Below are 19,228 nucleotides of genomic sequence, written 5' to 3'. Positions count from 1 at the left end.
CGATCAGGAATTGTTGCCCAGGAATGACACCGCGTTGGCCGCACCCGCGACCGCGATATCGGGTTTGCCGTCGCGATTGAAATCGGCGATCACCGGCGTCTGCGGCTGACCGGTCACCGGATAGCTGTTGGCGGTGGTGAGCGTACCGTCACCATTTCCGTTGAATACCACGATCTTCGAACTCAATACCGCCGACATCGCCGCGTCGAGCGTGCCATTGTGATCGAAATCCGCGACCGCGATACTGGTCGGGCCGAGGCCGGACAGATTCACCCGATTGGTCTTCTTGAAACCGCCCTGGCCATCGGAGATCAGCACGGTGGTGCTGAACGAGAACGAATCCGCGGTCACCACATCGTCGATGCCGTCACCGTTGAAATCACCGGCCCGGACATCCTCGGTGATCAATCCGCTGGTGCTGGCACCGCGGCGGGTGAACCCGCCATCGCCATTACCGGTGAACACCTCCACCTGTTGCAGCAGATCATTGTTCACGGCAATGTCGATCTTATTGTCGCTGTTGAACTTTCCCGTGGTGAACGCCGCCGCCGGTCCGGCGATGATCGCGGACGGACCCGACTTCAACGTCCCGTCACCCTGCCCCAGCCAGGTCTGCACGCCGGTCGGAATCAGGCTCAGCACATCGGCTTTCCCGTCACCGTTGGCATCGGCGACGATGACCTCCTGCTGTGCGCCCTCCAGGGTGGTGTACTTCTTGCCCACCTTGAAGGTGCCGTCGCCATTGTTGAGGAAGACCGCGATCTGCGTCCACGCCTGTGCGACCACATCGGGCTTGCCATCGCCATTGAGATCGCCCGCCCCGATAGCGCCGTATCCGATACCCACCGACCCGACACGTTTTCCGGGCGAGAAAGTGCCATCGCCCTTGCCCGCCATGATAATCGGGCCGTCGCCTTGGAAATCGGCGGCGACGATATCGGGCACCCCGTCCCCGGTGAAATCCGCCCCCACCATTCCGATCGGCGACGGTCCCGGCCCCCAGGACGGAAACGATCCGCCCGAGGGCGAGTCGACCGCAGCCGCGAATTGAATACTGCCAGCCGCCAAGGCCGTTCCCGGTAGTGCGAGAACAATGGCCGAGCTGACAGCGGAAAGGGAGAGGAAGGCGCGCAAAGTGCGAAGTTGCATAGGTGTTCCTGATTCGCAGTAGCACCACCGTGTGGTGGTGGCCACGGACTTTAGGACACCCGCAAGCGGCATTCTCACGGCTTCAACACTTTTCGGCCGATTGCCGCACTCGCGCGCATTCCCTAGTGCACTCCACCAAGGACGCGCCCCTGCCTCACAGCACCCGGCGCAAAGCCTCCGGCGTCAGATCCGCGAGGGTCGGATACCCGTCCACGGCCATGATGAGATCGGCCTCGGCGAGCAGCGTGCGCAGCACGTGGACGATGCCTTCCGCACCGCCGAGTGCCAGCCCGTAGGCGTACGGGCGGCCGATGCCGACGGCGGTGGCCCCGAGCGCCAGCGCCTTGATGATGTCCGCGCCCGACCGGATGCCGGAGTCGAACAGCACCGGCAGGCCCTCGGCCGCAGCCACCACATCCGGGAGCAGATCGATGGCCGGAATACCGCCATTGGCCTGCCGCCCACCGTGATTGGAGCAGTAGATGCCGTCCACCCCGCCATCGCGGGCGCGCCGCGCGTCATCGGGATGCGAGATGCCCTTCACGATCAGCGGCAGTTTGGTGAGCGACCGCAGCCACGGCAGATCGGCCCAGGTGAGCGGATTTCCGAAGACCTGGATCCAGCGCAGGATCGCCGTCTGCGGATCCTCGGCGGGCGATTTCGCCAGACTCTTCAGGAAGACCGGATCGCTGAAGTAGTTCGCCAGGCAGTGCCCGCGCAACTGCGGGAAGTTACCGGTGGCCAGGTCGCGGGGCCGCCAGCCCGTCACCCAGGTGTCCAGGGTGACCACGATGCCCTTGTAACCCGCCTGCTCGGCGCGCTCCACCAGACTGGCCGCGAGATCGCGATCGGTGGGGGTGTAGAGCTGGAAGAACCCGGGGGTGTCACCCAATTCGGCCGCGACATCCTCGAGCGGATCGACCATGAGCGTGGAGGCCACCATGGGCACCCCGGTGCGGGCGGCGGCGCGCGCGGTGGCCAGATCGCCGTGCCCGTCCCGGTCGCAGATGCCGATCACACCGATGGGAGCCATGAAAACCGGTGCGGGCAGGGTCATTCCGAACAGATCGACCGAGAGATCGCGCTGTGCCGCGCCGACGAACATGCGGGGGATAAGACCCCAGTGATCGAAGGCGGTGACATTGGCGCGCTGGGTGCGCTCATTGCCCGCGCCGCCGGCGACATAGGACCACACCGACGGCGGCATGGCGGCCTGTGCGCGCGCCTCGAGCTCATCGAAGCTCACCGGGAGCGTGGGCACCACGCCGCGCAGGCCGTTGAAGTAGATCTCGTTCTGATAGTCACCGAATGCCATGCCGCAGTCTCCAGCTCTCTCCGCATCGAGGGTCGTATCGATTGTGCGAGACTGACCGATGTGGACGGGTATTTCGCAGGATGTCGCCAGGAAGACGGGTTCGAATGCAGGATGATGCCAGGCGCTTGAGCGAGGAAGACCTCGCGCTCATCCACGCCCTGCAACTGCGCCCCCGTGCCTCCTGGACCGAACTCGGGGGAGTGCTGGGGGTCGATCCGGTCACCGTGGCGCGGCGCTGGCAGCGGCTGGGTGAGCGCGGCGAAGCCTGGGTGTGCATGTCACCGGGTCCGGCGCTCTACGATCACGTCTGCGCCGCGTATGTCGATATCGATTGCGCCGCAGGGGAAACCGCGACCGTCGTGGCCGCGCTCGCCCGGCATCCGCATATGCTCACCCTGGAGCGCGCCGGTGGCAGCAATCGCATCTTCGCCACGGTCGCGACTCGGGATTTCGATCAGATGGCGCGCTACACCCTGGACCTGCTCCCGGCCGTCCCGCATATCGCCGCCATTCGCACGCAGATCGTCACGCACTGGTTCGCCGAGGGCGGCAGCTGGCGCATCGACGCCCTCGCCCCGGATCAGCGGCAGCGCCTGCGCACACCCGCCATCGCGGCCACCCGCGCGCACGACCGCCGCATCACCGACGTCGACCGCGCCATGATGGGACAGCTCTCGCTCGACGGCCGGGCCTCGCACCGCGCGGTCGCCGCCGCCCTCGGCACCAGCGGGGCCACCGTGAAGCGGCGCATCGATGAACTCACCCGGCTCGGCATGCTGAAATTCCGCTGCGATTTCGCGCGCCCGCTGGGCGGCTGGCCGGTGGCGGTCACCTATCGGGCGACCGCACCCACCGCCGCGCTGCCCGAGATCGGATACGCCCTGATCCGGCTACCGCAGACCCGCAATTGCGCGGCCGTGAGCGGTACCCACAATCTCATTCTGCAGGCCGGACTGCACTCGGTCGCCGAGGTGACGCGTTTCGAAAATCAGCTCACCACCGCACATCCCGGCCTGGTCGTCGCCGAACGCACTGTGACGCTGCGGCATGAGAAACTGCTCGGCCGAATTCTGGACTCGCACGGCCGATCCCGCAATATCGTGCCGCCCGATATCTGGGCCGACACCACTCGGTAGTTCGCGTTCGGATAATCCGCCGCACAGGTGATCACGCCGATCACGATCATCTCCGCGACGGCGTTGGAACTGGTCAGTGTGCGAAACGCGAGCGGCGCACAGCTCGAACCCACTCGCACTCGCGCCCGATTCCCGCGACACACCTAATTGCCCGGGCGCTGGTCGGTAGGGTCGAAGGATCCACCAGCATTCGACTCGAAAGGCGTCGCTCATGCTCGCCGACCGATATGCCGCCGCATTCCAATCCGTTGATACGACCGCACTCTGTGACGCCGACAAGTCATTACGGGTGATGGACAGTGCGATTCGACCGCGTTCGGCGGGTATCGGAATCCTGGGACCCGCCTTCACCGTTCGTTGTCAGGACGACTTCTTCGGAGCATTGCGTGCCATCGAGGCGGCCGCGCCCGGCGATGTGGTCATCGTCGACGGTGGCAGTAGCGAAATCGCCCTCGCGGGTGAGCTTTTCGCGCGCGGTGCGCTGGTGCGCGGGCTCGGCGGCATCATCGTCGACGGCGGGTACCGGGATATCGGCTATGTCCGCGAATGCGAACTGCCCATCTACAGCCGCTTCATCACGCCCATGTCCGGTTCCACCACCGAACTCGGTGAACTCCAGGTGCGGGTCACCTGCGGCGGCGTGCCGGTCAGCCCCGGCGATATGGTGCTCGCCGATCAGGAGGGCATCGTGGTGGTCGAACCGGCCGCACTCGACGGACTGCTGGCCGCCGCGGCGGCGGTGAAACAGGCCGAATCCCGTGTCATCGCGAAACTCGACGCCGGTGCGACCCTGAGCGATTGCCTCAATATCGCCGCGCATACCGAGGCGCTGGAGAACGAGGCCGAATCCGCGCTGACCTTCCTGGTCTGATCGGCCCGCCTACCGGGTCACCGCCCCCGAATCCGGTACCCTGCCTCCGGTTCGATGATCTGTCCACGATTGGTCCGGAAATCCGAAAGACGGGGCACGATGAGCGGATTGGAAGTTTCGCGCGGCATAGCCGGTACGGCGGTCGCGGCAGCATGTCTGGCGGTGACGGTGGCCGTCATCGCACCGCAGGCGGGTGCGGCGGCGACGCCGAACCTGTCGGTCTCCATGTCGGGGGCGCCGATCGGGCCGGTCAAGGTGGCCTCGGTCGGCTGCGGGCAGACCGCGGTGGCCTCGGTGAAGATGGCGGACGGCACCCCGGTATCGCACGGGTTCGTCGAATTCACCAGCCACCTGCCGAATATGGGCGGCAATGTGGTGGGCACGGTGCCGGTCACCGACGGCACCGCCAGCATCTTCTGGGTTCCGGGTGTCGAGGGCACGCATACGGTGAGCGCGTTCTACTTCGACGATTCGTCGGATATGCGTCCCGCGGTCGGCCAGACCACCATCAACGCCGTGAACCTGAACGGTATGTGCGTCTGATTCGTACGACGGTTGCTCCGGCCCGAGTCACTGTGGGCCGGAGCGCTTTTCAACTCGCGTACAGGCCGATCACCGGTTTCCGGGACGGTTGCAGGGTGGCGAGCAGGGTGCGTACCACATCCTCCGAGACGGCCACGCAACCCGCCGTCGGCCTGCCGACATCACCGTGTACGAAGAAGGCCGAACCCGCGCCGGGCAGTGCCGGAGAACGGTTGTAATCGATGACCAGCGCGTGGTTGTACTGCGGCTCCGTGCGCCCCAGATTCTCGCTCAGCGAGGTGTCGAACGGGCAGTCCGGGGAGGCGCAGCGGAAGCTCCGGTTGTACAGCGGACTTTCCGCATCCGAGACCCACCACCAGGTATTGGATCGGTCGATCGCGATGTAGGGCAGCCGCGCCGCCGGATCCGGAATGCGTCCGAATCCTTCGGTCAAAGCGAAAGTGCCCTTCGGAGTGAAGGACCGGCCCTCCGCGGCGAGTTCGGAGATCCCCTCCGCACCGACCCACGCGGGCGTCGCGAAGCTGCGCTTCCAGTCCCGCAGGCGATTTCGCTGCCACAACTCCAGGGTTCCGCGCGCTTCACCGGCCGGGGCGGTCACCCACACCACCTGGGTGCCGGGGATCGAATCCGGATCGAATGGCGGCTTGTCCGTAGTGACGCGCGGCAAAAGCGCAACGCCGAGCCCAACGACGAATACCGCCATGATCCACCGCCCTGCTGTTCGAACGCCGATATCAGCCAATCTCACTCGAGTCCCCGGCTGTATCGGCCGTCGGTGTCCAGCCTGACACGCTGAAATGCTCACCGCGCCGAAACAGATCCAATCCGGCATTTGTATAGGGGACCGTGTCCGGGGGAATCTCATCGAACCCGAACCAGCGCAGATCGGAGCACTTGTCCGGTTCGGCATTGAAGGGTTCACCGGACCAGCGATCGGCGTGAAAGAAGAATCCGACGCGGGCCTGCCCATCGGGCGGGAGATAGTGCACCGCGGCCGCCATGCGAATGTCCTTGCGGCGGAGTCCTATACCGATCTCCTCGGCCGCCTCGCGAATCATCCCGGCTTCCAGATCCTCACCGGATTCCAGCTTGCCGGACGGCAGATTCCACAATCCGTCCGAATAGCCGGTATTCGCCCGCCGCGCGAGCAGCACCTCATTGCCGCGCGTCAGAATGAGCAGGACATCGACGTAGCTCGTATACGGCACAGGGCATCTCCGTTCACGGCGCGGCTCGGGGGTCGAGCGCGAAGCGGTGCAGTAGCTCATCGACCGCCGCGGCCGGTGCGGGCATACGGGCAATCTCCGAGCGAATGCGTTCGGCGGCACTACGATACGCGTCCCCGGTAAGCAGCAGGCTAACTTCCTCGGCAACGGCAGCCGGGGTGATGCGGTCCGGCGGCAGTACGCGCGCCGCACCCGCCTGACGGACTGCGGCGGCCGTGGGGAATTGGTCCGCGCCGCGCGGGGACAGCAGCAGGGGGATGCCGTGCGTGAGGGCGGCCAGGGTGGTGCCCGCGCCGGCGTGGCAGAGCACCGCATCGCAGTGGGGGAGTAGTGCGGCCAGTGACAACCATTGCGCGACATGGATATTGCCGGGTTGCGGGCCGATCGCCGCGGGGTCCGTATCGCTGCCGAGTGTCACGACGATGTCGGCGTCGAGGTGGGCGAGTCCCTCCAGTAGCGGGCCGAAGGCCGCGGGCTGATTGAAGATCGGCACGGTGCCCAGTGATACGTAGACCACCGGCCGATCGCCCAGTCGGGTTGCCCAGTCCGGGAGTTCGTCATCTTCGTGTCCCGGGACCGCCGGGCGGATCGGCAATGCGATTCGCTGCGCGGGGCCGAGCTCGGATTGCAGGCTGACGGGGACCGGATCGATATAGCCATGCCGGTATAGGCCCGCGTACTCATCGGGTTCGATGCCGGATGTATGCCACAGCGGGGCAACCCAATCCGCCATCGCGGTGATCAAGTCAGGTTCGAGGAGCAGGCCGGTGCCGTACGTGACCGAGGGAATGCCGAGTTCGGCCGCCAGTAGCGGCGCGGCCAGATCCACGGGTGCGTGCACGATCAGATCGGGGGCGAATCCCCGTGCGATCTCGCGTAATTCGGGCAGTTTCGCCGGTGCCATGACGCGGCTGAACATCACCGCGCCGATGCGCCACGGCTGCGTCCCGGCGCTGAACTCCGGCAGCGCCACCGCCTGCGCCGCGGCGTCCGGTGCGTTCGGGCCCGCCTGCGCCGCCGGTAATCCGGCCGCTTCGACGCGGGGAATCAATTGCGGTGCGGTCGCCACCAGTACATCGTGTCCGCGGGCGCGCAATGCTCGCGCCAGCGGGACCACGGGGGCGAAGACGCCTTCCATCGGAGTTGTCGAACAGAGCACTCGCATATCGCCGAACCTCTCTCAGCTATAGTGCGCTATATAGTGAACTATAGATAGGATGGCAGGCATGTCAACCGCTCCCGCTCGCGGCGGTCGCCGTGCTCAGACGCGTCGTCGCATTGCCGAGGCCGCCGCCGTGCTCTTCGCCGAGCGCGGGTACGCGGCAACCACGCTGCAAGCCATCGCCGATGCCGCGGGCGTGCACGTGCAGACCGTCTATCAGGCGTTCGGGACCAAGGTCGCGGTGCTGGCCGAGACTGCGGCGGTGCTGGTCGCCGGGCCCGATGAGGAGTCCTCGACGCCGCCGCCGGAGCGCAAATGGGTTCGGGAGCTCTTCGCCGAGCCCGATCCGGTCCGTCAGCTGTTGCTCTATGCCGTGCACATGCGGACTGTTTCCGAGCGGTACATGTCGCTGCTCGATGTCATGCGGGTGACCGCCGCGGTGGATCCAGAGGTGGGGGCCTTCCTGGCCACCGCCGAACGCGGCCGGTATGACGGTCCCGCCCACATCACGCCCGAGCTGGCCGCCAAAGGCGCTCTGCGCCAGGATCTCACTGCCGAGCGCGCGGCGGACATCATGTACGCGCTCACCGCGTACGACGTCTACCGCTCGCTCATGGTCGACCGCGGCTGGTCCGCCACCGATACCGAACGGTGGGTGGCGGAAACCCTGGCCTCGGCGCTGCTGGCTCCCGTCGCTCAGTAGGGAAGTGGCTTATTCGCCTCGACCCAGCCGCGCTCGATATCGGTACCGGGGAGCGGCGGGAACTGGCCCGCGATCATCCAGGTGTCTCGCGGTACTTCCGTGACGTTGAATTCGAGGTGCAGGCCGCGATCGTGGGTGTACGGGGCGATCAGGGCGTGCAGGCGTTCGGTCATTCGCTTGCGCATTTCGGGATCGTCGAGTTGGCGCGCCAGATGGTCGATGGTGATGCGCACCGCTGGAATCGCTTGGCCGCCAACGTAGAAGGAGTCGGCCGGGATCTCGTGGAACAGCACCACCGCGTAGAACTCCGGCAGCCCGAACCGCGCGTAATAGTCGGTGATGTCCTTGGCGAAGCTCTGCTTGTCTTCCGCCGTGAAGGTGTCGGCGGGATGATGGATATGCCACAGCGGCATGATGAATTCCTTTGAACGAAGGGGAATTTCAGCGACTGAACGGCAATGCGAGGCCCTCGACCGGCCCGGTCAGCGAAGCCTTGACGCTCCTGGTGAACTCATCCACCAGCACCTCCGCCGCACCCTGCTCCAGCCCATCGGCCACCGCCCCCGCCACTTCCGCCGGACTGATCTTCGGCGCACTGATCGCCTTCACCATGTCGGTGTCGGCGAACCCCAAATGCACCCCCAGCACTTGAGTTCCCTGCCCCGCCAATTCGATTCGCAGCGAATTGGTGATCGACCACAGCGCCGCCTTCGACGCCCCGTAGGCTCCCGCCCCCGAACTCCACGACAGCACCGAATGAATATCCACCAACGCCCCACCCCCGTTCGCCGCGAGTATCGGTGCGAACGCCCTGGCAATCAGCAACGGCCCGAAAACGTTCGTCTCGAACGTCTCCAACACATCCCCCATCTCCCCGCGCAACAGCGATCCCGACCGCAAAACCCCCGCATTATTCACCACAATCCCCACATCCCCCGCCCGATCCGCCACCGCCGCAATCGAATCCGGATCGGTAACCTCCAACTCCACCGCCACAACCCGCGAATCCTCACTAACCTCCGGCTTCCTGGCGGTCACATACACCTTCGCCGCCCCCCGCTCCAGAAACTCCCGCGCGAACGCCCGCCCCAACCCCCGCTGCCCGCCGGTCACCAACACGTTCGCACCCTCGATCGCGGTCATGTTCGCCTCTCTAACCCTCGGAATTATCTGACTATATAAAACTATAGCCATCTAGGGTGCGCAGCGCACCTGTTTCCTTCCGAGCGGATCAGGAGCGTGGCAGATCCAGCGTCCCGAACCGATGCGCGGCCCAGATGCGCCGCGATCGATCCTCGGGGTAGGGCCGCGTAGTCGGCTGAGCGTCGTACACGCGGGTGGTGCGTGCGCGCGAATCGTAGGGCGCCCACCCCGGTGAACCGTCCGCGGCGAAATTAACCCAATCGGCCCGCATGCGGGCGCCGACACCGGTGATTTCGATAGCGACGTCCGGATGAGCGGAGCGATGGGCACTCGCCTCCTCGGGCCCGAGCGTGCCGAAGATGAGCAGGAAGTCCAGGCAGTGCGAGGCACCCTGTTCGGAGTTGAAACTCCAGCCCAGTTCGTAGAACCACACCGGCCCGCCACCAGAGTGTGCGGCATCTGCCAGGTGCAGGCTCGGCATCCGAAACAGCGAGTCGGCGTTCAGATATTCGTAGCGTTGCAGGGACGTGGCATGCGGATAGGCCGTGCGATAAGCCGCGTCGTGCCCGCCGGGAGCGAGGTGCGCGAATGCCTCGGCGATTCGTGCCCGATTAGGCACGCCATCGGGTTGCGTTGTGTAGAGCCGATATTCGTCGCGGGTATGCCCGATGAGTAGTTCGACATCTCGTGCGGCGCCATTCGCGAGCGCGTGCCACGGAGCGGACGGCAGGATCTCACCGTCGATGATCGGCGAGAAGGGTGTCGGAGTGAGGGCCATCGGTCCCCAGGACTCGACCAGCCCCGGCATCGACCGGATTACCGCGGTCGTCGCATCGATCAGGGCGCGTGGCGGAAAGCGGCTCAGCTCGTCGACGGTCGCGTGGACGCCGAGTCGTGCGGCGATCGTCGCCGAGATCGCGCCTGCCAGCCGACCGGAGAAATAGGTACCCAGCATGCTCTGGCAGATCGCCCGCCGAAACAGCCCCGCCGCCTTCGGCATAACCAGCAGCGCGGCAATACACGCCGCACCCGCCGACTGGCCGAACACCGTGACGTTCCCCGAATCGCCCCCGAACGCGCCGATATTCTCCCGCACCCATCGCAACGCCTCGATCTGATCGAGAATCCCGCGATTGTCCGGCGCGCCGCTTATCCGAGCGAACCCATCCGCCCCCACGCGATAGTTCATGCTGACCACAACCACACCGCATCCAGCCAGCACAGCGCCGTCATAATGCGGATTCCGACTGTGATTCTCCAGATACGTCCCGCCCTGAATCCACACCATAACGGGCAGCCGCACCCCACCGAGATCCGGCGACCAGACATTGACCGTCAAACAGTCCCCGGAGCCGTCCCCGCTGTCCCCCGACACCGACGACATCACAGACCCGATATGCCCCACCTGCGGAACCGACGGCCCGAACTCCAGCGCATCCCGAACGCCGTCCCAACGCCGCACCGGAACCGGTGCGGCGAATCGTCGCTGTGCGACAGGCGGTTCCGCATACGGAATGCCCCGAAACACCGCAACAGCGCCCTCCCATCGCCCCCGCACCGCCCCGAGGCTGGTCTCGACCACACCAATGCCTTGCCGAACCCGCTCATGCCCCACCATGGCCCCCGCCCTAGCTACGTCGCCCCGACCTTACCGCCGCCCCGATGTCGAGAGTCACCCTCACGCAACCGAATCCGGTGAACCGACTACTTTGCCGACTTTCAGCCGCGCACACAAAGTGTCACCGGACTCGGGAACAGGCAGTTCAACACATTCCCCAGATCCTGTGCACTCCCGCTCACGAACGGCGTACTACTCCCCGCCAACAGCCCAGCCAACGAATGTGCACTCCCGGACAGCGCCCCACCCCCTGACCCCGTAACCGCCTGCGCGGAACCCAAATTCACCGGAACATCCGCGGACCCCAATGGCAGCGCGGACGCCGACCCGGCTCCGACGGCGGAAAGTGCTGCGGCACAAGCAAGAACGGTCAAACTCTTCTTCATCATGGACTGCGACGGTAGTGAACACGACTGTCATTCGGTCGCCCCCATTTGCTTGGGCGGGAAGACTGCGGGCAGCCAAGGTTTGGTGTCGGACCTATGCGGGATGCTGTGTGGCATGGGTGTGGGTGATGGGCGGGCGGAGCCGCCTCGGTTGGCGGGGGAGTTGATTGTGCGGTTGGTGGAGGCTCATTTTCGGGGGTCGGCGCATTTGCCGATGTGTCATGCGGATGATGTGTTGCCGCTGTTGCGGGGAGATGATCGCGAGTATCGGGCTGCGGCGGCGTTGTTGGAGGCTGGGAAGGTGTTCTATCCGTTGGGGTATGAGTCCTGAGGGTGGGTTAGGGGTGGGCGCGGGTTGAGTGGAAGTGGTAGGTGGTTACAGCTGCGGCGGTGATGGCGGCTGCGACCGCGGTGAAGATGACCTGGGGGTGGTCGAGGGTGTTGTCGCCCGTGAGGAGGCAGGAGGCGATGTTGATGAGCCAGTGGCCTACTGCGGCGATCAGGACTCTTTGGCGGAAGGTGCCGGTGCTGAGGTAGCCGAGGATGGTGGCGAAGGATAGGACGCCCAGGAAGAAGCAGAGGGCGGTTATGGGGCCTGCGGTGAAGGCTTGGACGTGCCATAGGGCCCAGGTGGTTCCGGTGGTGAGGATTGCTGCGAATTTGGTCAGGCGGGATTCGAGGAGGGGTTGCATTAGGCCGCGCCAGCCGGTTTCCTCGCCGAATGCGCCGATCAGCTGGAGGGGGATGAAGATCGCGAAAGGTACGCCGCCTACCGGGGCGGGGCCTACCAGGGCGGTGTTCGTGAGCAGGGCGGCTGCGGTGATGAGTAGGTAGAAGAGTGTGCAGGCTGTTACTACCGCCAGTAGGTTTTTGGTTAGTTGGCGGGAGGAGGTCGCCGGGGGGAGTGCGGCGGTGATGGTTTTTCTGAATAGGAGCCAGGTTGTCAGTGCGCCCAGGGCGGGGGCGAACTGGACCAGGGACAGGGCGGCGGGGTCTATGCCCGAATGAGGTTGTGCCGCAAGTAGAGCGACCGAGGCGGTGAGGGTCGCGAGGATGTAGACACCCAGGGCGGACCATAGCTTTGCGGCCGTTGGTGATCGCGGAACGCGGGCGGGGCCGGGGTTCGCGTTGCTGATACCGGTGGGGCTCACAGGCATCACCCTGGCAGGCGATATCCCATTGAGGGATCACCCTGGAGTACTGGATTTCGGGTATGAGCAGGGGGCGCGACGCGAAAGTCGAGTCACCCTAAGGGGACTCGGCTTTCGTGGGGCTATAGCCGCCGTCAGGAGTCGCTTCGTCCGAAGACGACTCGGCCGTGCAGCGCTACCGGTGGACGGCTGCCGTCAGCGGGGGAGATCCGCCGCGGCGGCTTCGTCGAGCAGCCAGGTGGTGGATTCGGTGCCGATGGCACCGGCCGCCGGGATATCCAGGGGGGACGCGCCGTTCAAGGCTGCGGCTACCGCCGCGGCCTTGGCCTCACCCGCGGTGATGATCATGACGTGCCGGGACTTGCGGATGGCGGGCAGCGTCAGGGTGATGCGGGCCGCCGGGGGCTTGGGCGAATGGGTTTCCGCCACAACGAGATCGTGCTCCTCGCGGGTGGCGGCGGTATGCGGGAAGAGCGAGTTGATATGGCCCTCACCGCCCATGCCGAGCAGGTGGAGGTCGAAGGCCCCGTGTTCGGCGAGGTGCGCGTGCACGGTGGCCGAGTACTCGCCGGTGGCTTCGAGAATGTCCGGGTAGTCGCCACTGGAGGTCTCGGTGGGGTGCACGCGGGACGGATCCACGGGGACGTGATCCAGGAGCGCCTGGCGGGCCTGCAGGTCATTGCGCTCGGGATCGCCGGTGGGGACGAAACGCTCATCCCCCCAGAAGATGTCGAGCTTGGACCAATCGATATCGCCCGGTGCCTTACGCACCCATTCCAGCAGCCCGATACCGGTACCGCCGCCGGTGAGGATCACCGAGGCGGACCCGCGCAGCCGTTGCGCCTCGACAACCTGAACCACGAAACGCGCGGCGGCAGCCTGAACGAGTTCGTCGGGCCCGCTGAAGGTTTCGACGGTGGGCTTACTCATAGGTCACCTTCTCGATTCCGGTCAGCGCCTCGGCGTAGATCTCATCGGCGTCGAGGTGGCGCAGTTCCTCGGCGAGGCAGTCACGAGTTTCCCTGCGCGCCAGCGCGAATCGCTGATCGGGCTCGCCGGTGCGGGTCAGGGTGGCGGTACGCCCGTGCTGCGGGCGGGCGATGGAGATGGACACCGACGATCGGCGCATCTCCACCTTCAGCTCACCGGTCTTGCGCACCACCGGGCAATCCAGCCGGGCGGCCAGCCACCCTGCCAGCATGTCCAGCGCGGGCTCATCGCGCAGACCCGAAATCGTCACGGACTCAACGGCTTCGAACGGCGCTTCGTCGAGTGCCGCCGCCAGCAGCGCCCGCCAGTAGGTGATCCGGCTCCACGCCAGATCGGTATCGCCGGTCGCGTACGAATCGCGACGCTTCTTGATCGTCTCCTGCGGATCCGCCGCGAACGTGGCATCGGTGATACGCCGAGTCGCCAAGCGCCCCACCGAATCCTTGGACGGGAACTCCGGGGCCCCACGCGGCCACCACGCCACCACGGGGGTGTCGGGCAGCAGGAACGGCACCACCACACTGCTCTCGTGCGCCACCAGATCACCCTGCAACCGCAGCACGATCACCTCCGCCGCACCGGCATCCCCGCCTACTCGGATCTGAGCGTCCAAGCGCGTGCCCGCATTGCGGTCACCGCGTGCGAGAACTATTACCCGGCAAGGATGTTCACGCGAGGCGTCATTGGCCGCATCGATCGCGTCCTCGGCCTCGGAGCTGTCCAGGGTGCACACCACCAGGGTCAGCACCCGCCCCACGGTGACCACGCCATTGGCCTCACGCAGTTGAATCAGCCGCTTGGACACCTCGCGGGTATCGGTATCGGGCATATCGATGATCACGGTCGCCGCCATTCCCGCCCGCTGCGCGCGAGCATCTCGTCAGCGGATTCCGGGCCCCAGGTCCCGGCCTCGTACGGATCCGGTTTCCCGGTCGACGCCCAATGGTCGAGGACGGGATCCAGGATGTTCCAGGACAATTCGACTTCCTCATTGACCGGGAAGAGCGACGGAACACCCAGCAGCACATCGAGAATCAGCCGCTCGTACGCCTCGGGGGAGTCCTCGGTGAAGGCTTCGCCGTAGCTGAAGTCCATATTCACATCGCGGACCTCCATGCTGGACCCGGGCACCTTGGACCCGAATCGCATGGTGATGCCCTCATCCGGCTGCACCCGAATCACCAGCGCGTTCTGCCCGAGTTCCTCGGTCATGGTCTGATCGAACGGCAGATGCGGTGCGCGCTTGAACACCACCGCGATCTCGGTGACGCGGCGACCCAGGCGTTTTCCGGTGCGCAGATAGAACGGCACCCCCGCCCAGCGCCGCGTCTCCACGGCCAGGGTGATCGCCGCATAGGTCTCGGTGCGCGAATTCGGGTCGAAACCCTCCTCCTGCAACAGCCCCACCACGGGTTCACTGCCCTGCCACCCGGAGGTGTATTGCCCGCGCGCGGTCGTCTCGTCAAGCGGCTCAGCGAGTTTCGTCGCCGAGAGCACCTTGATCTTCTCGATCTGCAATTGCTTGGGCTGGAAGGACACCGGCTCTTCCATCGCCGTCAGCGCCAGCAGCTGCAGCAGATGGTTCTGGATCACATCGCGGGCCGCGCCGATACCGTCGTAATACCCTGCGCGCCCGCCCAATCCGATGTCCTCGGCCATGGTGATCTGCACATGGTCGACGTAATTGGCATTCCAGATCGGATCCCACAGCTGGTTCGCGAAGCGCAGCGCCAGAATATTCTGCACCGTCTCCTTGCCCAGGTAGTGGTCGATGCGGAAGACCGACGACTCCGGGAACACCCGATTGACCAGCGCGTTGAGATCGCGCGCACTCTCCAGATCGTGCCCGAACGGCTTCTCGATCACCACGCGCCGCCAGGCCGGAGCCTGTTCGGTCTGCGCCGGATTCGGTTGCGCCAGACCGTTCTTGGAGAGCCCGTCCAGCACGATCGGGAACTCGGTCGGCGGAATCGCCAGGTAGAAGGCGTGATTGCCGCCCGTCCCGCGATCCCGATCGAGATCCTTGAGCGTGGTGGCCAGCCGATGGAAGGCGGCGTCGTCCTCGAAAGTGCCTTGGACGAACCGCAATCCCTCGCGCAGCTGCTCCCACACTTCCTCACGGAAGGGGGTGCGCGCCGACGAGCTGACCGAATCCTTCACCAGGGTCGCGAATTCCTCATCGGAGAAATCGCGCCGGGCGAACCCGACCAGGGCGAAACCGGGGGGCAGCAGCCCCCGGTTCGCCAGGTCATAGATGGCCGGCAGCAGTTTGCGCCGCGACAGGTCACCGGTCACCCCGAAAATCACCATGCTGCACGGTCCGGCGATGCGGGGAACCCGGCTGTCCCGCCCATCGCGGAGCGGGTTCCCCTTCGTGACCGTTGTCGCCGCGCGGGCTGTCACCGTCAGTTTCCTCCGGCTACCTGGAGCTGCTCGGTCGTGGCGACCAGCAGTTCCTCCCAGGACTTCACGAATTTGTCGACGCCCTCGACCTCGAGCACACCGAAGACCTCGTCCAGGTTGACGCCGGCGGCGGCGACCTGATCGAAGATCTCCTGCGCGGCCGGACCGGTACCGGACAGCGTGTCCCCGGTGATCTCGGCATGATCGGCGGCGGCCTGCAGCGTCTTCTCCGGCAACGTGTTCACCGTGTTCGGACCCACCAGCTCGGTCACGTACATGGTGTCCGGGTAGTCCGGGTTCTTCACACCGGTCGAGGCCCACAGCGCCCGCTGCGCGTTCGCGCCACCGGAGGCCCGCAGCCGCGCGTACACCGAAGTGTGTGCGCCGCCGTCGAAGACATCCTGGTAGGCGGCATAGGCCAAGCGCGCGTTGGCGATTCCGGCCTTACCGCGCAGCGCCAGCGCCTCCTCGGTGCCGATGGCCTCGAGGCGCTTGTCGATCTCGGAGTCCACGCGGGACACGAAGAACGAAGCGACGGAATGGATCTTGGCCAGATCATGCCCGGCGGTCAGCGCGTTGGTCAGACCGTCCAGGTACGCGCCCATGACCGCGCGGTACCGCTCGACCGAGAAGATCAACGTCACATTCACGCTGATGCCCTCGGAGATCACCCGCGTGATGGCCGGGATACCGGCCTCGGTCGCCGGAATCTTGATGAGCAGGTTCGGGCGGTCGACGATCTTCCACAGCTCGATGGCCTGCGCCACCGTGCCGTCGGTGTCGAACGCCAGGCGCGGATCGACCTCGATGGAGACGCGGCCGTCCTTACCGCCCGAAGCGGTGAACACGTCGGCGAAGATATCGCAGGCCGCGCGCACGTCATCGGTGGTGATGGTGCGAATCGCGGAATCCACATCGGCGCCGCGGGCAGCGAGCTCGCGCACCTGGGCGTCGTAATCGTGGCCCTGCGACAGCGCGCCCTGGAAGATGGTCGGGTTCGTGGTGACACCGACGACACTGCGGGTATCGATCAGGTCCTGGAGGTTCCCGGACTTGATGCGATCACGCGAGAGATCGTCGAGCCACACCGAGACCCCGGCGGCCGACAGGGCCGCGAGGTTGGTGTTCTGAGTCATGGTGGCTTATCCCTTCACCTTGGTGAGCGAGCGGTTGGCGGCGTCGACCACAGCTTCGGTGGTGATGCCGAACTCGCGGAACAGCGTCTTGTAATCGGCGGAGGCGCCGAAGTGCTCGATGGACACGTTCTCACCGGCGTCACCGGTGAATCGGTGCCACGGCATCGCGATCCCGGCCTCGACCGTGACCCGTGCGCGCACCGACGGCGGCAGCACCTGATCCCGGTAGGCCTGATCCTGCGCGTCGAACCACTCCACACACGGCATGGACACCACGCGGGTGCCGACACCCTGCGCCTCGAGCGTAGCGCGGGCTTCGACCGCGAGCTGGAGTTCCGAACCGGTGGCGATCAGGATCACCTGCGGTGTGGCGGTGGATGATTCGGCCAGCACGTAACCGCCCTTGGCGACACCCTCGTACGAGGTGCCCTCCTGGATCGGCAGATCCTGACGGGTCAGCGCCAGCGCGGACGGACCGTCCTGATGCGGGGCATCGGCGGGCACGAAATGCGAATGCCGTTCGGCGGAGTCACGTTCCAGGATGGTGCGCCAGGCGTACGCGGTCTCGTTGGCGTCACCCGGGCGCACCACGTTCAGGCCCGGGATGGCGCGCAGCGCGGCCAGATGCTCGATCGGCTGATGCGTGGGACCGTCCTCGCCCAGGCCGATGGAGTCGTGCGTCCACACGTAGGTGACCGGGGTGCGCATGAGCGCGCCCAGGCGCACCGCGGGGCGCATGTAATCGGAGAACACCAGGAAGGTGCCGCCGTAAGGACGCGTCGGACCGTGCAGCGCAATGCCATTGAGGATGGAGCCCATGGCGTGCTCGCGGACACCGAAGTGCAGCGTGCGGCCGTACGGGTTGGCCTTCCACATACCGGTGGAGATGTCCTCCGGGCCGAAGCTCGGGGTGTTCGGCATGGTGGTGTTGTTGGACTCGGCGAGGTCGGCCGAACCGCCCCACAGTTCCGGCAGCACCGGCGCGAGCGCGGCGAGCACCGCACCGGACGCCTTACGGGTGGCCATACCCTTCGGATCGGCGGGCCACGACGGCAGCGTCTCGGCCCAGCCCTGCGGCAGCGCGCGGGTCTGCAGGCGATCGAACAGCGCCTTGTTCTCCGGGTTGGCCGCGGCCCACGCGTCGAACTGATCCTGCCAAGCGGCCTTGGCGGCCTTGGCGCGATCGGCGACCTGGCTGCGGGTGTGCGCGATGACCGATTCGTCGACCTCGAAGTTCTGCTCCGGGTCGAAACCCAGCACCTTCTTGGTGGCGGCGACCTCGTCCTTGCCCAGCGCCGCGCCGTGCGCGCCACCGGTGTTCATCTTGGTCGGAGCCGGGAAGCCGATGATGGTGCGCAGCACGATGATCGACGGCTTATCGGTCACGGCCTGCGCGGCGGTGACGGCCTCTTCGATACCGGTCACATTCTCGCCGCCCTCGACGACCTGCACATGCCAGTCGTACGCGCGGTAGCGCGCCGCCACATCCTCGGTGAACGCGATGCGGGTGTCATCCTCGATGGAGATGCGGTTGTCGTCGTAGAAGACGATCAGATTGCCCAGCTGCTGGGTGCCCGCGAGCGAGGACGCCTCGGAGGTGACGCCCTCTTCCAGATCGCCGTCGGAGGCGATGACGTAGATGAAGTGATCGAACGCGCTCTCGCCCTGTGCCGCAGCCGGATCGAACAGGCCGCGCTCACGCCGCGACGCCATCGACATGCCGACCGCCGACGCCAGACCCTGACCCAGCGGACCGGTGGTGATCTCCACACCGTTGGTGTGCCGGTACTCGGGGTGGCCCGGGGTCAGCGAACCCCACTTGCGCAGGTTCACCAGGTCATCGAGCTCGAGACCGAAACCGGCGAGGTACAGCTGGACGTACTGGGTGAGGCTGGAGTGGCCGCAGGACAGCACGAAACGGTCGCGCCCCACCCACTCCGGATCACTCGGATCGATGCGCATCACACGCTGAAACAGCGTGTACGCCAACGGCGCCAGGCTCATTGCGGTACCGGGATGGCCGTTTCCGGCGTTCTGCACCGCATCGGCGGCGAGGACACGGGCCGTGTCAACGGCCCTGGTGTCCACTTCGGACCAGTCGGTGGGGTGATGCGGCTGCGTGAGGGCGCGGATGTCGTCTGTGACTGACACGACCGAGGTTCTCCTGACCTTCTCGTGAACACTGAGGTTGTCGGCGGGCTCGCTGGCGGGGGCGTGCGCGATGCGCCGACTCAATCATCCGACAGCGCACCGGACTAGCCACCACCCTAGAGGTGGCGGTTTCCGCTCCACGCGG

18 protein-coding genes are annotated in these 19,228 nt (G+C 66.1%); 4 read left to right on the top strand and 14 right to left on the bottom strand.

Annotated elements, in window-relative coordinates; genetic code table 11:
* Positions 1-3: 3 nt before the first annotated feature.
* Both ACFC0O_RS02870 and ACFC0O_RS02865 read right to left on the bottom strand, forming a co-directional pair.
* Positions 4-1,149, bottom strand: a complete 1,146-nt coding sequence (locus ACFC0O_RS02870; RefSeq protein WP_375953287.1) for an FG-GAP repeat domain-containing protein — start codon at positions 1,147-1,149, stop codon at positions 4-6.
* Positions 1,150-1,303: 154 nt separating this feature from the next.
* Positions 1,304-2,464 (bottom strand): alpha-hydroxy-acid oxidizing protein, encoded by a 1,161-nt coding sequence (locus ACFC0O_RS02865; protein WP_375953285.1) that lies wholly within the window; start codon positions 2,462-2,464, stop codon positions 1,304-1,306.
* 125 nt (positions 2,465-2,589) lie between these two features.
* On the opposite strand from ACFC0O_RS02865, the gene ACFC0O_RS02860 reads away from it, so the two are divergent.
* The 3 genes from ACFC0O_RS02860 to ACFC0O_RS02850 all read left to right on the top strand — a co-directional run bounded on the left by ACFC0O_RS02860 (position 2,590) and on the right by ACFC0O_RS02850 (position 5,014).
* Entirely contained in the window at positions 2,590-3,600 is a 1,011-nt protein-coding gene (locus tag ACFC0O_RS02860) for an Lrp/AsnC family transcriptional regulator (RefSeq protein WP_375953283.1), read from the top strand.
* Positions 3,601-3,811: 211 nt separating this feature from the next.
* Positions 3,812-4,471: an RraA family protein gene (locus ACFC0O_RS02855; RefSeq protein ID WP_375953281.1), complete on the top strand. Its 660-nt coding sequence runs from the start codon at positions 3,812-3,814 to the stop codon at positions 4,469-4,471.
* Positions 4,472-4,570: 99 nt separating this feature from the next.
* Positions 4,571-5,014 carry a hypothetical protein gene (locus ACFC0O_RS02850; RefSeq protein ID WP_364632650.1) on the top strand — a complete coding sequence of 148 codons (444 nt, stop codon included), beginning with the start codon at positions 4,571-4,573 and terminating at the stop codon, positions 5,012-5,014.
* Positions 5,015-5,063: 49 nt separating this feature from the next.
* Here ACFC0O_RS02850 and ACFC0O_RS02845 read toward each other — a convergent pair whose 3' ends face one another.
* From ACFC0O_RS02845 to ACFC0O_RS02835, 3 genes are read right to left on the bottom strand one after another with little or no spacing between them, the layout of a single operon-like run.
* A complete protein-coding gene (locus ACFC0O_RS02845; protein ID WP_375953279.1) occupies positions 5,064-5,717 on the bottom strand; it encodes a L,D-transpeptidase in 654 nt (217 codons plus the stop codon).
* A gap of 31 nt (positions 5,718-5,748) precedes the next feature.
* Entirely contained in the window at positions 5,749-6,222 is a 474-nt protein-coding gene (locus tag ACFC0O_RS02840) for an NUDIX domain-containing protein (protein ID WP_375953278.1), read from the bottom strand.
* A 13-nt stretch (positions 6,223-6,235) separates the two neighbouring features.
* On the bottom strand, positions 6,236-7,405 hold the full coding sequence (locus tag ACFC0O_RS02835; protein WP_375953276.1) for a glycosyltransferase: 1,170 nt from the start codon (positions 7,403-7,405) through the stop codon (positions 6,236-6,238).
* A 61-nt stretch (positions 7,406-7,466) separates the two neighbouring features.
* Between ACFC0O_RS02835 and ACFC0O_RS02830 the strand changes: the two genes are divergently transcribed.
* Complete coding sequence (locus ACFC0O_RS02830; RefSeq protein WP_375953274.1) at positions 7,467-8,105, top strand: TetR/AcrR family transcriptional regulator; 639 nt, start codon at positions 7,467-7,469, stop codon at positions 8,103-8,105.
* Here ACFC0O_RS02830 and ACFC0O_RS02825 read toward each other — a convergent pair.
* The 9 genes from ACFC0O_RS02825 to tkt form a co-directional block, all read right to left on the bottom strand.
* On the bottom strand, positions 8,099-8,518 hold the full coding sequence (locus ACFC0O_RS02825; RefSeq protein WP_364632660.1) for a tautomerase family protein: 420 nt from the start codon (positions 8,516-8,518) through the stop codon (positions 8,099-8,101). The two genes, ACFC0O_RS02830 and ACFC0O_RS02825, sit on opposite strands and share 7 nt — an antisense overlap.
* Before the next feature lie 28 nt (positions 8,519-8,546).
* On the bottom strand, positions 8,547-9,248 hold the full coding sequence (locus ACFC0O_RS02820) for an SDR family oxidoreductase (protein ID WP_375953272.1): 702 nt from the start codon (positions 9,246-9,248) through the stop codon (positions 8,547-8,549).
* A gap of 88 nt (positions 9,249-9,336) precedes the next feature.
* Positions 9,337-10,830 carry a carboxylesterase/lipase family protein gene (locus ACFC0O_RS02815; protein WP_375953270.1) on the bottom strand — a complete coding sequence of 498 codons (1,494 nt, stop codon included), beginning with the start codon at positions 10,828-10,830 and terminating at the stop codon, positions 9,337-9,339.
* Between the two features lie 760 nt (positions 10,831-11,590).
* A complete protein-coding gene (locus ACFC0O_RS02810; protein WP_375953268.1) occupies positions 11,591-12,403 on the bottom strand; it encodes a CPBP family intramembrane glutamic endopeptidase in 813 nt (270 codons plus the stop codon).
* Positions 12,404-12,598: 195 nt separating this feature from the next.
* The gene (pgl, locus tag ACFC0O_RS02805; protein ID WP_375953266.1) at positions 12,599-13,333 is read right to left on the bottom strand and encodes a 6-phosphogluconolactonase; all 735 of its coding nucleotides are present in this window, start codon (positions 13,331-13,333) and stop codon (positions 12,599-12,601) included.
* Positions 13,326-14,234 carry a glucose-6-phosphate dehydrogenase assembly protein OpcA gene (gene opcA / locus ACFC0O_RS02800; protein ID WP_364632848.1) on the bottom strand — a complete coding sequence of 303 codons (909 nt, stop codon included), beginning with the start codon at positions 14,232-14,234 and terminating at the stop codon, positions 13,326-13,328. The genes pgl and opcA overlap by 8 nt, the downstream gene beginning before the upstream one ends.
* On the bottom strand, positions 14,231-15,796 hold the full coding sequence (zwf, locus tag ACFC0O_RS02795) for a glucose-6-phosphate dehydrogenase (RefSeq protein ID WP_375953264.1): 1,566 nt from the start codon (positions 15,794-15,796) through the stop codon (positions 14,231-14,233). Before zwf ends, opcA begins: the two co-directional genes overlap by 4 nt.
* A gap of 2 nt (positions 15,797-15,798) precedes the next feature.
* Positions 15,799-16,932 carry a transaldolase gene (gene tal, locus ACFC0O_RS02790; RefSeq protein WP_364632670.1) on the bottom strand — a complete coding sequence of 378 codons (1,134 nt, stop codon included), beginning with the start codon at positions 16,930-16,932 and terminating at the stop codon, positions 15,799-15,801.
* 6 nt (positions 16,933-16,938) lie between these two features.
* A complete protein-coding gene (gene tkt / locus ACFC0O_RS02785) occupies positions 16,939-19,083 on the bottom strand; it encodes a transketolase (RefSeq protein ID WP_375953263.1) in 2,145 nt (714 codons plus the stop codon).
* Positions 19,084-19,228 lie beyond the last annotated feature (145 nt).

Origin of the sequence: Nocardia sp. NPDC056100 (assembly GCF_042266325.1) — a bacterium.
Taxonomy (GTDB): Bacteria; Actinomycetota; Actinomycetes; order Mycobacteriales; family Mycobacteriaceae; genus Nocardia.
This window is presented reverse-complemented; position numbering and strand designations above follow the sequence as displayed.